Annotated in this window: 15 protein-coding genes; 8 read left to right on the forward strand and 7 right to left on the reverse strand. The window is 40.7% G+C overall.

Going from position 1 to position 16,272, the window contains the following annotated elements; translation table 11 throughout:
- Positions 1-193 precede the first annotated feature (193 nt).
- The 3 genes from H5157_RS18250 to H5157_RS18260 all read left to right on the forward strand — a co-directional run bounded on the left by H5157_RS18250 (position 194) and on the right by H5157_RS18260 (position 2,185).
- Positions 194-718: a hypothetical protein gene (locus H5157_RS18250; RefSeq protein ID WP_182725217.1), complete on the forward strand. Its 525-nt coding sequence runs from the start codon at positions 194-196 to the stop codon at positions 716-718.
- Between the two features lie 114 nt (positions 719-832).
- Positions 833-1,243 carry a hypothetical protein gene (locus H5157_RS18255; RefSeq protein ID WP_182725218.1) on the forward strand — a complete coding sequence of 137 codons (411 nt, stop codon included), beginning with the start codon at positions 833-835 and terminating at the stop codon, positions 1,241-1,243.
- A 456-nt stretch (positions 1,244-1,699) separates the two neighbouring features.
- On the forward strand, positions 1,700-2,185 hold the full coding sequence (locus H5157_RS18260) for a hypothetical protein (RefSeq protein ID WP_182725219.1): 486 nt from the start codon (positions 1,700-1,702) through the stop codon (positions 2,183-2,185).
- 116 nt (positions 2,186-2,301) lie between these two features.
- On the opposite strand, the gene H5157_RS18265 is transcribed toward H5157_RS18260, so the two are convergent.
- The 6 genes from H5157_RS18265 to H5157_RS18290 all read right to left on the reverse strand — a co-directional run bounded on the left by H5157_RS18265 (position 2,302) and on the right by H5157_RS18290 (position 9,669).
- Positions 2,302-3,396, reverse strand: a complete 1,095-nt coding sequence (locus H5157_RS18265; protein WP_182725220.1) for an OprO/OprP family phosphate-selective porin — start codon at positions 3,394-3,396, stop codon at positions 2,302-2,304.
- Position 3,397: 1 nt separating this feature from the next.
- Positions 3,398-3,985 (reverse strand): DUF4956 domain-containing protein, encoded by a 588-nt coding sequence (locus tag H5157_RS18270; protein ID WP_033022227.1) that lies wholly within the window; start codon positions 3,983-3,985, stop codon positions 3,398-3,400.
- Position 3,986: 1 nt separating this feature from the next.
- Positions 3,987-4,901: a polyphosphate polymerase domain-containing protein gene (locus H5157_RS18275; RefSeq protein ID WP_182725221.1), complete on the reverse strand. Its 915-nt coding sequence runs from the start codon at positions 4,899-4,901 to the stop codon at positions 3,987-3,989.
- Positions 4,902-4,978: 77 nt separating this feature from the next.
- A complete protein-coding gene (locus H5157_RS18280; protein ID WP_182725222.1) occupies positions 4,979-7,537 on the reverse strand; it encodes a CotH kinase family protein in 2,559 nt (852 codons plus the stop codon).
- A 221-nt stretch (positions 7,538-7,758) separates the two neighbouring features.
- A complete protein-coding gene (locus tag H5157_RS18285; RefSeq protein ID WP_182725223.1) occupies positions 7,759-8,886 on the reverse strand; it encodes a zinc-binding dehydrogenase in 1,128 nt (375 codons plus the stop codon).
- Positions 8,887-8,991: 105 nt separating this feature from the next.
- Positions 8,992-9,669 (reverse strand): glutathione S-transferase family protein, encoded by a 678-nt coding sequence (locus H5157_RS18290; RefSeq protein WP_182725224.1) that lies wholly within the window; start codon positions 9,667-9,669, stop codon positions 8,992-8,994.
- A 174-nt stretch (positions 9,670-9,843) separates the two neighbouring features.
- Between H5157_RS18290 and H5157_RS18295 the strand changes: the two genes are divergently transcribed.
- From H5157_RS18295 to H5157_RS18310, 4 genes are all read left to right on the forward strand, one after another.
- Complete coding sequence (locus H5157_RS18295; protein WP_182725225.1) at positions 9,844-10,755, forward strand: LysR family transcriptional regulator; 912 nt, start codon at positions 9,844-9,846, stop codon at positions 10,753-10,755.
- Positions 10,756-10,998: 243 nt separating this feature from the next.
- Positions 10,999-12,966, forward strand: a complete 1,968-nt coding sequence (locus H5157_RS18300) for a hypothetical protein (protein WP_182725226.1) — start codon at positions 10,999-11,001, stop codon at positions 12,964-12,966.
- A gap of 95 nt (positions 12,967-13,061) precedes the next feature.
- Positions 13,062-13,520, forward strand: a complete 459-nt coding sequence (locus H5157_RS18305; RefSeq protein WP_182725227.1) for a thioredoxin family protein — start codon at positions 13,062-13,064, stop codon at positions 13,518-13,520.
- Between the two features lie 213 nt (positions 13,521-13,733).
- Positions 13,734-14,120 carry a hypothetical protein gene (locus H5157_RS18310; RefSeq protein WP_139015396.1) on the forward strand — a complete coding sequence of 129 codons (387 nt, stop codon included), beginning with the start codon at positions 13,734-13,736 and terminating at the stop codon, positions 14,118-14,120.
- 65 nt (positions 14,121-14,185) lie between these two features.
- Here the strand turns inward: H5157_RS18310 and H5157_RS18315 are convergent, their stop codons facing one another.
- Entirely contained in the window at positions 14,186-15,064 is an 879-nt protein-coding gene (locus H5157_RS18315; protein WP_182725228.1) for a LysR family transcriptional regulator, read from the reverse strand.
- Between the two features lie 121 nt (positions 15,065-15,185).
- On the opposite strand from H5157_RS18315, the gene H5157_RS18320 reads away from it, so the two are divergent.
- A complete protein-coding gene (locus H5157_RS18320) occupies positions 15,186-16,262 on the forward strand; it encodes a YeiH family protein (protein ID WP_182725229.1) in 1,077 nt (358 codons plus the stop codon).
- Positions 16,263-16,272: the final 10 nt, after the last annotated feature.

Here is a 16,272-nt window from a genome sequence, read left to right on the forward strand (position 1 = left end):
CAATGCAGGGAAAGCTTACATAACACTAGCTAAGCTGATTAAATCAGCTAGGAAAGTGAGAGCCTCCAAAAAGCAAATTCCCATAGCATAAACAACACCAACTCTGACACACCGAGCAGGTAGCGCCTCAGTCCAACAAGCGATTATGCAACACAAACTGCGTGTCGCATAAATACTAAAGTGTTAGGTTCCTATGAGATTACTCACGATTCTTGCTGTTGGTTTTTTAGTGCTGGGGTGTTCTGACGAGTATAATCCTTTCAAAAACAAGGCAGAAAAAAGAGCAGAAGGCTTTTTGTCGAAACATCATAGTAGCTTAGAGCATTTGATTAAGTTGGCTGAGAAAGGAAAATTTGAGCTTGTTCAGTGGATAGATGAAGATGATGGTAAAAACCTGCCGGTAAATGTCGTTTCAATGAAAGGGACTAAAAAGAAAGTAGAAGTTTCTGATGGCCGACTTGATGAATTCATTTCATTCGCTAAAAGTAAAGGAATCAAATTAATTTGGTTTCAGTACTTTGATGGTGTTTGGTTTGTCATGAAGGCATTTTCTTATGAAGACAGCGGAAAGCGTCGAGAAGGCTATTTTTCTTTTGGAAATCCATCAAAAACAAGAATTTGCCATTTCGGCGAAGAAAATATGGGGTTCGCTATGCTTAACGAAAGCGAAAAGAATTGGTTTATGATCAAATGTAACATCCCTAAAACCGGAACCTAACAAGTTGCCAAAGTTCGCCGCAAAAAGCGCGGCTGGGACAAATACTCACTGGGCTTCGCCCAACAACGTTCGCATTTGCCCCTTGGCAAAGCGTTAGCAGTACAGGAAAGTTCAGTGTTAGAAATAGGTATCGAGGAAAAATCAGGAAATTTTATTGGGAGTGTAATTCATCTTCCATCTAATGCCTTGGTCAAAAGTTCATCGAAAACAGCCGAGAAAGCCGTATCTTTGTGTTTACGAGATCTTAGTAATCAACTTTCTAAATTACAGTGGTTTTATACCCAAGTATCTGAAGGTGTAATAACTGAATTATCAATAAATGGTCTCTTTAATTTTTCTTGTTCTGCCGTGAGTCTTACCTCATTTGAGGAGTATCTGCATAGTCAAAAAATTGTGCTTTCTTCTCTCCATCAATTTAGTTTTAATAACAAAAACTATTCTGGTTATGTTTGTAATCCCAATAGCTATCAGAAACTTATCGAGAGTATTTTAAATAATTCAGAGTTTGAGTTATCGTACTGCTAACAAGAAAATCAACAAGGACTAAAAACAGTGGGCTTTTGCTCCTGCGTCGCCTATTTTAGCCAACAATTTTGGGTCAAAAGAGTCAAATTTTGACTTCATACATCAAGGTTGGCCAGTGCCTGCTGATGTCGCACTAGCGAAGTTTGCCAGAGTACGCCTATCAAATTAACTATATCCTTAAACCTTTAATGTACTTGAGTGGCTAGCAACGTACGGGTGATCCCTTCCAGCGTTAATTGAGAAATAAGCTCAATTCCAGCATTGAATGGGAAATATTCCAACTTCCTATTGGAAATTCACTTATCAAAGCCTCGCCTTATATAAAGCCCTGTTTCAAGCTTGAATGAGAAAGAATATAAGTGAGGTTGTTTTAGCTGTTTAGAGGTTATATTTAGAACCTCTCTTAGTGTTATGGTAATACTAAGCAAATAAATTTTAGAAATAAGGTATTTATAGGTGTTTTTTAATAGGGCAGTGTTTTTAGTTTTTACTTTATTATCGGGCTGTTCTATAGCTAAAAGCGTTGATTCGTTTTCTTTAAGCGAAATGAGTGAAACACAATACTTACTTGAAACAGCAGCGCAGCCCACGATTAAAGTTATTGCTGATGTGCAAGGAGCTGACGAGCTAGAATTAGTAAAAGTTTATGATTTAACGTGTAATGGTGTTAACTACCAAGTGCCTGCCGTTAAAGGAGATATCGAAAACGCAGAATCTATTGCTGAACACATAGAGTATTTTATATTTAAAAACGTAGGCGATAATTTATCAGCGATTAAAACAATCGGATCTATTGAGGTTAAAAGGCGAAGTGACGGTATTGTAGTTAATGAGCACACCATCGACCCATCACTGGGTAGTTTTAATAAAAATCTGTGTAACAGTATTAACCGCAGCGGCGATATGGATTACCCAATACAATTTGCAGGCGCTGGTAATTAGTATTTATAAACTAACTTAAATATTATTTACTAAGTAACTATAAAGCCCTATGCTAAACGTAACGTTTAGCATAGGGCTTTATAGTTTTAGATTAACTGGCTTAACACGCAAACGCATTAAAACGAATATTGCAGCCTTAATGAGATTGCATTGCCCGATGTGATAGTACCACCCGCTCTAAAGTAGTCGGCTTTAATGTAGTCGGCCATAAACTTTATGTTTTTGTTTACGGTGTAGTTAACACCAAGTGCGTAGGTTTTTGCGTCTTGGTTTTCTTGCTTGAGCTTAAGTAAGCTATAGCGGCCAGTGAGCTCCCAGCCTGGCTCTGAGCTTGCGCCTAGTTTTGCGTTTTTATACTTGCGGTATCCGCCCGATAACTGATAACCAAATTGCAAATAGCCGCCTTCGTAATCATTGGTTGACTCTTCAATACTGGTTACTTGTGCTTGTTGCCACTCGGCCATCATGGTCAATCTGTCTTTAATCCATAACAGCTCTATACCTTGCTGCGAGAGGTTATCGGCATTAATTTTATCGCCTTCTATTAATGAGTCGGCGGTATAAACTTCAAGTGGCTCATTTACTCTAAATTCGTTACCGTCGTACTGCCTCTCACTAAATGCGACGCCTAAGTGTAATAGGTTGGTATCTTGCTGCCATGGCACCCAAGCTACGCGCCCTGTAATAGCTGAAGTTGCTTCGTCTTCGTCTGGCTGATAATAACCAAGTTGCCAATTTACTGAGGCTATCTCTCCCGATAGGCTAATACCTAAACTTCGCCCTGGCGAAAACGCTTCGCTTATCATGCTTCGTTCAAGCATTAATAAATTACGAGAGCTGGTTAGTTTTTCTAGGCCAAAACCTTCTTTTTGCTGGCCTATGGTTAAATCAGCATATTTCCAGCCTGAGTATTCTAGGTAGGCGTCTTTTATTTCGGTTTCGCCATCGGCAAAGCCAAGTTGAAATTTACTTTTCCAGTCTTTGCTTATGTCTGATTTAAAACTTAGGCGAGCGCGGCGTATTTCTGAGGTACTTTCTGAGCTGTTGCTGTCGTATTGATCCTCTAATAATGAGGTATCAAACTTGTTGTAGTCGAGCATGATATAGCCGCTTAGGTCTATATCATCGTTAATTTTGGCAAAGCTTGCGTTACTAACAAAACAACAAAGTGTTGAAAGCGCCACTGTAGAGATAGTTAGTTTAGAGGTCATGTTAGGCTACCTTTGTTTGTTTTTCGGCTAAGTAGCTCACTTTAAGTTGAGCTACATCTTTTAAAAAGTCGATGTGCTCTATGTCTACAGCAACTACGTTTAGGCCTGTGCGCAGTTTTAAATCGTTGATGAGTGTGGCTTGGTTTTGCGGGGTTATGTTTTCTATGCGCTCGTAGCAAACGCTTTGTACTTCGTAGCGTTTTACAAATATGCTTGAGTCAATTACAAAGGCAATTAAGCAAATTATGCCGTTAAGAATACTTAGCTCAATTAAGCTCATTTGCCCTACAGAGGTAAGTAAAGCAATGGCTGTAACGAGGAATAAGTAGGTCATCTCTTTAATCGAAATAGACTCAGTGCGGTACCTTAGCATGGTAAATACGGCAAATAGACCAAATGCAAATTCCATTGACATATCAACGCCGTGCAGCAAAAAGGTAATAATAAAAACGCCTACGCCAAATAAAATAAACGAGCCTGCCACCACTGCATTTTTACTTATGCGAAAGTAACAGCCATAGCAAAGTACAGCCAGCGATAGGATGTTTACTAAAAAACGGGAAAGAAAAATAAGATCTAATTTTGTCATTTTAATTATTCTCTAAAGGTAAAAGCGGGTTAGTGCAGTTAAGGTGTTTTAAACGGGCTAAAACGGGTTTAAAGCGGTTTACTTTTAAGCGCTCGGGGTAGAGCAAAGCACAGCCAATGCAGTATTTACTAAACGAGGCAGGGAATATGTGGTGTTTGCTCATCAGCTTATAAAATGGCGAGTGTTTTGTTTTTTTGCGTTGCTTAAGTTCGGCAATAAAAAAGCCCGGTAGGGTTATTTTGTTATCGCCTTTTGGGGTGTTGTACCACAGGTTAAAATCAAGCGTTAAGCGTTCGGCTTTTTCTTCGTTGGCTAAGGCTATTCGGTTATAGCCGCTTTGTTGGGTTACGTTTAAATGTGCAAAGCTGTTTTTCATTTGTTCTTTCATAAACGCAGTACAATGAGCTTGCTCGTTGTTTTTTTCGAGCTTGATACGTGTTTTAACCGTACGGCTTTGATTGTTTTTTAGTTTTACTTCTAGGTATTCGGTGGCGGTATCAACGTAGCGTCTTTGGCGCACTTTGTATCGATTAAGCTTACCGTTATGGTGGGCTTTGTATAAATCAAGCTCGGGCGTATCAAAGTACTGATTATAGTAAGAAAATAAACGCTTACCTTGTATATCAAGCACACGGTATTGGCCATGTAAGTGAGTTAGTAGCTCAGGTAAAAAAGACAGTGGCAGCATAAACTTGCTGTCTACACGGTTCATTAAGTTGGCGTTATTAAGATCTTTTAATCCGTAGCCTTCAAACGGGGTGAGTAGCTCGTTAATTAATGTTGATAATGGGCTATCAGCGGTTGGCTTTTCAGGTTGGGCCTGCTTATTTTTAGTGTTTATTGCAGTAATTGCTACAGGTGCAATTGAAGCGTCCTTTTCAAAAAATTCATCCTTTAAACGTGCTTGAATTGTCATAATTTTCTCAGATTATTAAATTGCAAAGTTACAGAGTGCAGTGCCAGCGTGCTGGCACTGCATGAAGGATGGGTTGTTTATCTAGAGCAAAAGCCGCTGCCGTCGCCGGCTGAAGGCAATGTGCCATCAAGCTGCGCGGTCATATTTGCTACGCGGTACTGCATAAACGACGTTAAACCGTAAAACTGCCCCGTAGTAGAGGTTAGGTTTTGCTCAAAGTAATCTGAGCCGTAAAAACTAGTGGGGTCGTTTTGTACGTGCTCACGGATTAAGTCGGCTATTTCATTTACGCGGGCACTAAATGTGTCGCTTGAAAGTGAACCATTAATAAGTTGCGTTAAGTAACTGTGGTACACATCAAGGTTGCTTTGCTCGGCAAATACATTAGCAATTAACGGGCGCTCATTTAATGCGCCGCTTACTGGCTCATCAATGTAGAGCTCTCTTACATCTACGCCATTACAATTCATGTTAAAGGTGCCAAATGACTCGTTAAAATCCCATGGCAAAATGCTAAATACGCCATCGTCATCGTAAATATAATAGTTATGAGCAAGCGTACCGTGGTAGCTATCTAAATTAGAAAGCGAAGTGCTAACCGACATATATCGTAAAAGTGTATCTACCTCTATGGCGCTGGTTTCGCCGTCATCGAGCGATTCTACAAAGTTAATAAATGCGCCGTTATCGGTGGTGTCTTCGTTGGTTTGTAAGTTTATGTCGGTGTAGCTTTGTATGTCGTCACCTAGCCATAATAAATCGCTGCCTGTGCCATCAGGCTTGTATAAATCGCCGTTACTGTTGGCAAAGTGTTTTTCTACAAATTCTCCATCTATGGCTTCTACCATTAAGTACAAACCAAATAGTTGGCCGTTTACATAAAAGTTAACGTAAGCATGCTCAGGCGTTGGTACGCCCATTTCGTCCATTAGGTCGTAGGCAATTACTTCACGCATGTACGACGGGTCGTTAAACGAGTTTTGCAGTGTGAATTTTTTTAGCCCAAAAAACTTTTGGCCCGACACGTATTCGTTAATGTCGACCTTAAAGCTGTATCGGTCACTGCTAGAGTTGGCAACACTGCTTAAGCTTGAGCCGCCTTTAGTGCGAATAGCCACGCTATCGAGTGTTACACCGTTAAAAGTAATAGCAGTTTCGTGATATTCCTCATCAAGTGGGTTATCTAGAATGTCTTGCCAGTTTTCGTCGGTAATTGTAATAGAAAGCGTATTAACAGCTGTGGGTGTAAATGCGGTTGCAACGGTATTCTCACTACCGGGAGTAGGGGTTAAAAACGCATGAGTAAAGTCGGTGCTGTTACTTAGGCCGTAACTAAAGCCTGTGGCTACATCGCTTTCGTCCCAATCAATGTAGTCAATTACTTCATCGTTGAGTATTAAGCTTAACTCGTCTTCTTTACCTAGTTTAAAGGGTACGTAGTAAGTACCTGGATCTTCATCGGTGGCATAAATAGTAATGTATTGGCCTGCGTATAAATCTATGTCGGGCAGGGTTACTGGGTCTATGTCGTCGCTTTCATCAATAACTTGGTAGTTGGCTAAGTTAATAGTATTTTCGCTGTTATTGTATAGCTCAAACCAGTCGTTGCCATCGTCTGCAGCGCTTGCCACCACTTCGTTAATAACGAGTGGTCCGTGAGTTGCTTTGCTATTTTGACTAAGCTCTGTTGGAGTTAATACCGCTGTTGCATCGCTGCCATCTGGGTAGCGGCCATAGCTGTAACCACTCAAGGCTTGGCCTTTTTTCCACGATAACTGCTCTATAATTACATTGTTACTGTAAAGGCTTACGGTATCGCTTGAGCCTAATTTAAACGCTACGCTTGGGAGGTCGCCTAAATCATCGGTGCTGGCGTAAATACGATAAAACTCACCGGGCGCTAAAGTAATGTCGGGTAGGGCAAATTGCTCGTTATTGTCATCACTTAGTGTGTAGTCAGCTAAATAAACATCGCTACTGCTTGTTACATAAAGCTCTATCCAGTCCTCGGAGCCGCTGCTGTCTTTTGCTACTACTTCGTTTATACGCAGTGGGGCATCTTCAGCAATTAGCGTGGTAACAAGTGTTGAGGTGTCGGCTGTTTGGTTAGCTGCGCCCTGTGTTGGTGTTAATGTTTGCGCGGTGCCGGTGCCGTCGGTGTATAAGCCGTAGCTAAAACCTTCAGCGGCTTCGCCTTCTTCCCAATCAAGTACAGACACCGCAGTGCTATTTTCATAAAGCGTAACAGCGTCGTCGCTACCTAGTTTAAAGGTAACGTAATAACCATTATCGGGCGGTGTGTCGGTTTCATCAATGGCTTGAATAACAATAAACTCTCCTTGCGAAAGCGCTACTGCGGGTAATGCTTGAGGCTCTCTGTCGGCGTTATCATCAACAAGTGAAAATACCGACAAATCGGCTATATCCTCAGTGGCATATAGCTCAATCCAATCGTAGGAGGTATCACTTGGGCTTGCGACAATTTCATTTATAATTAAGCCAGTTGACGTGATTGTTGATGATGAATCAGTACTTTGCTCTGTGCTAGTGTCGGTAGTTTGCTCAGCACCGCCGCAGCCATACAATAATGTAGTAGAGGCAATAACTGAATAAAATATAAAAGGTTTTATATTCATGTAGGCACGCTTATTATTTTATTAAAGTGGATAAACTATAAGAATAAAAGGTGCAAACAATGTGTAAACATTCAGTAAATTACGTTTTTGTGATGGTTTTATGACAGCTTTAAGGACGCGTTAACTGCAAACCTAGCAATAGTAGAGTGCGTATATTTAAACGTAAAAAAGCAGATACCTAATTAGCATCTGCTTTTTAATTTTTAACGAAGAATATTTAATTAAGCTTGAGGTTTAATTAAGTACTTTTCGCCGGTGGCTTGTTTAGAATAAGCCGCGATTGACTGTAAATGTAATACCTCAGCTAATGACACTTCGTGCGTGTAGTTACTCGCAAATGTAGTGGTGATTTCATCAGCAACGCGTTTGCGCATTTTCATTACTGTATCTGTGCCTAATTTACCTAAGGCATTAAATAACAAGAACCCGTTTACAGCCCATGCAAAACCAAAGTTACGGTTTAGTGTAATAGGGCCGCGGTTTAGTGCGCCATAAATGTACACTTGTTTAAATGTATCAGAGCCATAAATTGTGTGCTCTTTCATATCGCGCGCAGCTGCAACTTCCATACAGTTAAGAATGTCACTTGTTAGTTGGCCGCCACCAATAGGGTCAAACGCTATAGTTGCACCGGTTTCGATTATTGCAGCTGTTAGGTCAGCAAGAAAAGTGTCGCTGCTTGAGTTAACAATATATTTTGCACCCATATCGCGCAGTAATTTTTCTTGTTCTGGTTTGCGAACAATATTAATTAAATCAACGCCATCGGCAATACAAATACGGTTTAGCATTTGGCCAAGGTTAGAGGCCGCTGCGGCGTGAATAATGGCTTTATGGCCTTCAGCGCGCATGGTTTCTACCATTGCTAGTGCGGTAAGTGGGTTAACAAAAGATGATGCACCTTCTTTAGCAGTAGTCCCTTCTTTTAGCTCTAGGCAACTTTGTACATTGGCACATATAAATTGACGATACGTACCGCCGCCAATTACTGCAACGGTTTTACCCATTAATGCTTGTGCAGCAGGTGATGACCCCGCAGCTACTACGGTGCCTGCGCCTTCATTACCTACAGGGGTTGCTTTTCCAACACGAGTTTTAAGTGATGGCATAAATTGAGCTGGAACATCGGCAGTAATTACTGGATTTTCATCAGTACCCGATTGCTTTGCAGTAGACATATCAGCTGCGCTGAATAAAACGCCTAAGTCTGATGGGTTTAATGGTGCAGCTTCAATACGAATAACCACTTCATCGGCATTTGGCTTTGGCATCTCGATGTTTTTTAAGGCAAGTGTAAGTTTATTGTCTTCGCTGATAGTTGAAGTAAGTTGGATATTTTTATCTGTCATAGGTGTCTCCTGCAAAGAATTAAATTTGTTAAGCCAATAGCATTATTGTATTGGCGATCTGTCTTAGTAATTAAAAATTAGAATAGATACTTTTGTAGCTACGCGTTATTTAGCGTTGGCTGCTTGAATTTGCGCTTTCACTTTTTGCATAAATTCAGCCATATTTGATTGCCGATCGGCCTCTATGCTTTGGGTAATAGCTAATTGGCTCATTGATTCGTTCCACTCTTTCATGCCGTGTACTTGTGCAAGTACATCCCAATCAAGCTGGCTTGAGCCAAAGGCGCTAACTATGGTGTTTACGTAATAAACGTAAATGTCTGCCATTGTAAATTGCTCGCCTGCAATCCAAGGTGAAAACTTACACACGCTACTCAAAGCGGTTACGCCACGCGTTAATACTTGGCGTACTTCGGCTTTAGTGGTTTCAGGTACTTCAGCGCCTGAAAATACATAAGGGATAAACCGTCTGCTTGGCAGTTCAAAATAGAGCTCTGCCATTTTCATAATTTGACGTACAACTGCGCGCTCACCTGCATCTTTAGGATATAGCGGGGTTTGTGGGTACAACTCTTCAATAAAGTCGCAAATAACACTCGACTCAGAAATATTAAGGCCATTAGCTGTTGTGATTGCAGGCACTTTGCCTGCAGGGCTGATTGCTAATAACTCTTCGCTACCGCCGTAAACAAGGTGTTCTTTAAATGGCAGTTGTTTGTGTAAAAGTACATGTTTAACTAGGTTGTAATAGTTGCTAGCAGCAAAACCGTGCAAAGTAATCATAAGTCAGCTTTCCATCATTAACGTGAAGATACTCATTGCCAAAAAATGCAATTTAAGTCCCTGTCTTTAGGTTGAGTACATTATTACTTGTTTTAATTTGCTTATATATAGGGGAAAATGCGAATCACTTTTGTCTTTAAGACAATAAAGCATTTTATTTAATGGAGAGGCAACTTGGATCAACTAAAAGCCATACGGTATTTTATTAAGGTGGTTGAAACGGGCAGTTTTACCAAAGCCGCCAAAGCTTTTGATGTGCCGCCTTCGTCGTTGTCGAGGCGAGTTGCTGATTTAGAAAAAAGCCTAGGGGCGACGCTTTTAAAGCGTTCGACCCGCATAGTTAAATTGACCGAAGTTGGGCAAATTTACTATAACGATGTTCAGCAAATATTAAATCAGCTAGAGCAAAGCCACGAAACTGTTCGCAGTTATCAAACAACACCAATGGGGCGATTATGTATAAGCTCAATGGTAAGTTTTGGTGACAAAATATTACTGCCTCTGCTTGATGAATTTAGCGCGCTATACCCCGAAATTATATTAGATGTTAGCTTAAGTGATGAGCTGTCGACACTTGGGCGTGACGATGTTGATATTGCGATTCGCGGTGGCTATGCGCCAAATGAACGCGTGCTAGCAATAAAACTAATGGATAACGGCTTTATTCCTGTTGCGTCACCCTGCTATTTACAAAAATACGGTGTGCCTACTAATGTTATGGAATTAAAGGGCCACAGTGGCCTTTATTTTAAAACGCCAGCGGGGCCAACGCCTTGGTTATGCAAAGTGGATGATCAATGGCACGACGTTTCTGGGCCTGCGGTCGCTATTTCAAATAACGGATCGTGGCTAGCTAAAAAAGCATGTAATGGCGAGGGCATTTTAATGTCAACTCGGTGGGCGCTCGACTCATACCTTGAGTCTGGCCAGTTGCAAGAGCTTAAGTTTGAGCATGAATTAGCGATAAGCCAAAATGCGACTATGGCGGTTTATTTGTTGTATCAAAAGCAGCGCTATTTAGTACCAAAGGTAAAAGCGGCGGTCGACTTTTTAGTACAAAGAATAAAAGAAAAAAATGAAGAGTAATGAGCGAGCAGAATAACGCTTAAGAGTTAGGCGTGTTGTAAATAAATAAAGTGGTGAATTGTCGGATGGCGCTGTACTTATCCGACCTACGCTTATCCGGTTTAGATTTACGTCATTTATGCTTATTTAATTTATTAATGGGTTGTTTGTATAAATAATAGGTAAAAAACGTCTCCTTAAGCTAAAGCTTTTAATGCTGTGACCGATAAATTACTTAACAGGGTTTAGCGATTAAGGATAATCATGGTTAATAATGCACTTGGCAGCCACGCTAATTTAAGCACTTTACTTGCCCAATCAGTTAATAACGCAAACCAAAGCTCTGTGAGTCCTTCGCTACACACCAGCAGCGACCTTCAAGCTATTAATTATTTACAAACTAACGCGCCAAAAATAACCGGTGGGTTATTAAGCCAGTTAAATAATGAAACTCTTGATGAAGCACTAGTCAGTAATCAAAAGGTAGAGGACGTTTTAAAGCATCAACTTGCCTCGTTATTTACTATTTCAAGCACGCCCAGCATGCTTAACTATAAACTCTCCGATGAAGAACTCGCCCTGCGCACCGTAATAAGCTCTCAGCATGAGGGGTTATTAAAAAACGAAAACAGTACCCAATTAATTGAGCGATTAAATACGTCGGTTAAAAATATTCGGGGTGCTTATGCTAATACCAGCGATATTTTATCGAGTTTAGGTCAGCTTGGGCATGAGCAAAAAACGTTTTTAGCCTCAAGCCAGCAACGTGTAGAGCGCTCACTTAATCCATACATGGAAAGCCTTAATCGCGCAAAATACGAGGATGACGATAACTACCTGTTTGAGCTCTCGGTAAAAACTAAAGAAGGCGATGTTATAAACATTACCTTTAACTCATCGCAAGGTTATGACGAAAAAACAGGTGAAGCGATAGATGGCTTTGGCATAAGTTACGAAGTTAATGGCAATTTATCTGAGGCTGAACATACGGCTTTAACGCAGGTTATGGCGGGTGTTGGTGAAATGGCCGATGAGTTTTTTAAAGTGAGTGAAAATTCATTCAATCCTCTTATAGTGCCAAATCAAACAGACATGAGCTTAGATTTTTTAGCGGGCTTTAGTAGTGAGCAGCTAGCCGGTTTTAATGTGTCGTTTTCGACAACGCAAAATGATGCGCTTGATACAGGAGAAAACACGCTTGATTTGAGTTACTCCATTGATGAAGCATCAAACCAGCAAGCACTTGTGTTTAAAGCCGCAGCTGGTCAAAACGACATTGATTTTGCATTCGATATGTCAACCATTGGCGCTAAAGACACGCAGCAAATGCAGCAGTATTTAGCGTCGCTCGATCAAAGCCTAGAAGATAGCCGAGTAAACAGTACTGAAGATGATAAAACATCGGCATTTGGTAAAAGTGGCGATGAGGCAATGCAACAAGGTTTTGCATTGTTTAAAGGCGCTTTTGCGAGTATGTCAGCGGCGGCTGAGCGTTATAGCAATTTGGAGTCACTTGCAGATCAGCACTTTAATGACGGGCGCGCCATGGTTGCCGATTTGGTTGATAACATGATTACAAACGATGCCCGTTACCAAGGGCTTGGTAATAAAGCGCCAAATACATTAGGAGCGGGTATTTCTAAGCTCGCTGATTTTGATGCCACGTTTTCTTATGCGCTTGATAACGGCGATTATCAGCCTAAAAGTACAATTGAGCTAAGCCAAGCGACTGAACAAAGCCAATTAGGGGAGCTTAGCGGTGTAACGCAAAGTAAAAATGTAAGTAGCCACTTTGATTATCAATACAGTCGCCCTGATTACTACAACAAAGAAGAGAGTTATAACGTAGGGTCTGCGGTTAAAAATAAAGAACTTGTGGGGCTTGTTCAGTCTCACGAGGTTGATGTTGATACAAAAATGTTTGAGTTTAATCCGCAAACCAATCAATACGAGCTGCAAATGGCGATGCAAGAACAAACCATTAGCAAAAGTGACATTCGTTTAATTGACGATATTTGGCTTGAAGAAAACGAAAACAGCTACAACATGAATAAAAAAGAGCGTGTTGAGAGTGACGAAAAGCAAGACGAGTTTAAAAAAACAAGCAGCCATTCTCATAATAAACTAGTTACCCTAATTGGTGATTTAGATAAGCTAGCTGAGAATAAAAACGTAAGGCGAGAATATTTAACTAACTTATCGCAAGTTAACTTTTTTATGGATAAAAAGTAACGGTTTTGAGTTGTTCACTCCACACTCAATATTGGGTATAGTCGTTTAATACCTAAATTAATACCTAAATTAATACCTAAATTAAGAGCAACCTTATGTTTAAACAATTAATTTTACTGTGCGCTTTAAGCATGCCGCTTGTAAGCTGCGCTGCTACAGCGCCATTTTCGGGCGAGATAAGTACGCAAGCACTGCTAAGCGACTACGACAAGTTTAACGAGCAATACAAGGCGTTTACGCCAACAGCACAAGACATTTCATTAATGCAAAAGCTAGAAGGCAAGGAGCTAATTGTATTATTTGGTACGTGGTGCCACGACAGCGAACGCGAAGTGCCAAAACTCATTAAGTTACTTGATGCATCGAAAGTACAACTTGCAAGCATTGACTATGTGGCCGTAGGTTACAACAAGCAAGACGATGCAGGCATTGCACAGGCTCACGACTTACAATACACGCCAACGTTTATTGTTAAACAAAATGGCGAAGAGTTGGTACGCGTAATTGAAAAGCCAACGGGTACGTTAGCGCAAGACTTAACTCAGGGTTTGTAAATTCAGCTTGCTCGTATTTGGTTTACCGATTTAGCAAATAGGTTTATGAGGTAGCTGCTGGACTCATATAACTAGTCTCTTGGTACTTTAATGTGTAAGGCCAAAATTTACCTCTTTGGCTGAGCCAAAATAGGAATTCAGCTATGGTTTGTATATCAATTAAAACAAATAAAAAACGAATTAATCTACAAGCTCGTTGTGGTATGTCTTAATATGTCTAAGGATCTACGTAAAAATTTGATTGCTGCGATTCTTAGTCCTTTAATTGCATTACCAGTACTTGGTTTTTGTTATTTTTATGCGGGTATCGAAAACTATACTTCTGTGAGTTCATTAATTTCAGGTGTTGGTTTTGGTGTATCAATAGGGGTGGGAAGTTTATTTTATTTTTATCCTTTAATGTTCATTTACGGATTACCTATTAGCTTATTACTCCAAAAGTTAAATTTATTTAAATTACCTGTAGTTTTAATCTTAAGCATACTTCCAGTTTTTTTACTCAGTTTATTTAGTGAATTTAATCGTGAAACATTGGTTCTTCATTTATTAGTACTTTCAATGGGTTCAACTAGTTGGCTTATATATAATAAATTAAGGTAACACCACAATAAGCGATTAATGTTACACAACCGTTTTCTTACTCGGCTTACAGCTCAGATCAAACATTATTCACTAAACAAGCTTTTTTCGAACGCTTGCGCAGCATGTGAAGACGGTCTGTCTTTATAATGCAGTTGATAAAGAGGCCGAGAGAGTTGCTCGTTATTTTTTTGGCTCAGGCGTGTTAATTTGCCTAGCTGCACTAAATCCTCAGTAACTACATTTGGCAATAAAGCCACGCCCATTCCTTGAGCGACGGCCCTTGCTATGGCTTCGTTGCTGCCCAATTGCATACTGCGCTCTGCTATTACGCCATGTTGGGCTAATAACTTTACCGACATTTCTAAAGTACCCGAGCCCGGCTCGCGCAGTAGCCAAAATTGATTGTTTAACCATGCTTTTAAGTCTTTCGTGGGCTTAAAGTTACTCGGTATAACAACACTCATTAAATCGTTTTGCCAGTGCTTACTTATTATATGCGGCTCGGTTGGTGTGCCTTCAACCAGTGCTAAATCGATAGTGCATTCAAGTAGGGCGTGCTCAATTTGCGCTGTATTAGCCACTTGTACTTCTACCTTTATATCAGGGTACTGCGCGCAAAATTTAGCTAAGTAGGGCGGTAGCCAATAGCTGGCAATGGTTGTACTAGTGCCTATAACGAGTGTGCCGCGCTTAAGCCCTGTGCGTGATTTGATATCTTCAATGGCGGCTTTTTCAATGGCAAAAATGCTACGTGCATGATCATACAAGGCTTGGCCGCCCTCGCTTAAGGTAAGTTTTTTGCCTTTAGATGCACGCTCTATAAGTTGAATATTTAATTGGTGCTCAAGCTCTTTTAGCGCTTTAGATACAGCCGGTTGGCTTATAAAAAGCGCTTCAGCTGCGCCTGAAAAACTACCAAGCTTTGCTACCGTATAAAACACCCGAAGTGCATGCAAGTTCATTGTGCCTCTCAAATTACATAACTTTAAGTTATCGAATCATGATTTTAATGTATTGGAGTTATATTTTGCGCTTTCTTAAAATGAAGTCAACAGTTTAACGTTGTTCAATTGAGGGAATATTATGCTTAGCGCTATTAAAAATGGGTTTCAGCCTTTGGGTATTAATACTAAGCAATATGGCGATACGCGCTGGTGGTTAGGTATGCTGCTGGTGGTGGTTTTGGCGGGGGCATCTGTTGCATTAAGTAAGTTACCCATAATGCAAAGTGCGCAATTTAGCTCTTTAACTATTGGTATAGTGCTTGGCATTATTGTGGGTAACAGTGTGTTTTCGCGTATTGCTACGCAAACCGATATAGGTGTTGATTACGCTAAAAGTATATTGCTTAAAGCGGGGGTTGTGTTGTTTGGGTTTAGAATTACTTTTGCGCAAGTAGCGGGCGTAGGTTGGGAAGGCTTATTAACCGATGTTGTAATGCTGTTAGGCACATTTATTTTGGCAGTGCAGTTAGGTAAGCGCGTATTTAAGCTTGATGAACAAACAACCATATTAATTGGCGCAGGTAGCTCTATTTGTGGCGCAGCAGCTGTAATGGCAACCGAGCCTGTAATAAAAGCGCAGGCGCATAAAGTATCGGTAGCTGTAGCAACGGTGGTGGTGTTTGGCACGTTAAGCATGTTTGCCTACCCAATTATGTTTGATTACATGGGATTGAGCGAGCACGCTTACGGTCTTTTTGTAGGCTCAACTATTCATGAAGTAGCGCAAGTGGTTGCAGCGGGCACAGCTGTAAGCGCCAATGCTGCAGATACCGCCGTTATAGAAAAAATGCTAAGGGTGATGATGCTTGCGCCATTTTTAGTGGGCTTATCGTTTTGGCAAAGTAAAAAGCATGCAAATATAAACGCGCCTGGCGGCGAGCAAAAAGCGGGTATTACAATCCCTTGGTTTGCTGTGTTATTTATTGTGGCAAGTGGTGTACATTCGCTATCAGTTATTCCTCAAGTCGCTACAAGCGCAGTTGTTTGGTTTGATAATATATTACTCACCATTGCGATGGTGGCTTTAGGTTTACGCACACATGTTGGCGCTATTCGCCAAGCGGGTATAAAACCGCTGTTATTAGCAGGCTGTTTATTTTTGTTTTTAACCTTGGGTGGTTACGCTATTAATGTGGGTATTGCTGAGCTGTTTTAAACGTTACTTT

Origin of the sequence: Pseudoalteromonas sp. SG43-3 (assembly GCF_014164385.1) — a bacterium.
GTDB lineage: Bacteria > Pseudomonadota > Gammaproteobacteria > Enterobacterales > Alteromonadaceae > Pseudoalteromonas > Pseudoalteromonas distincta.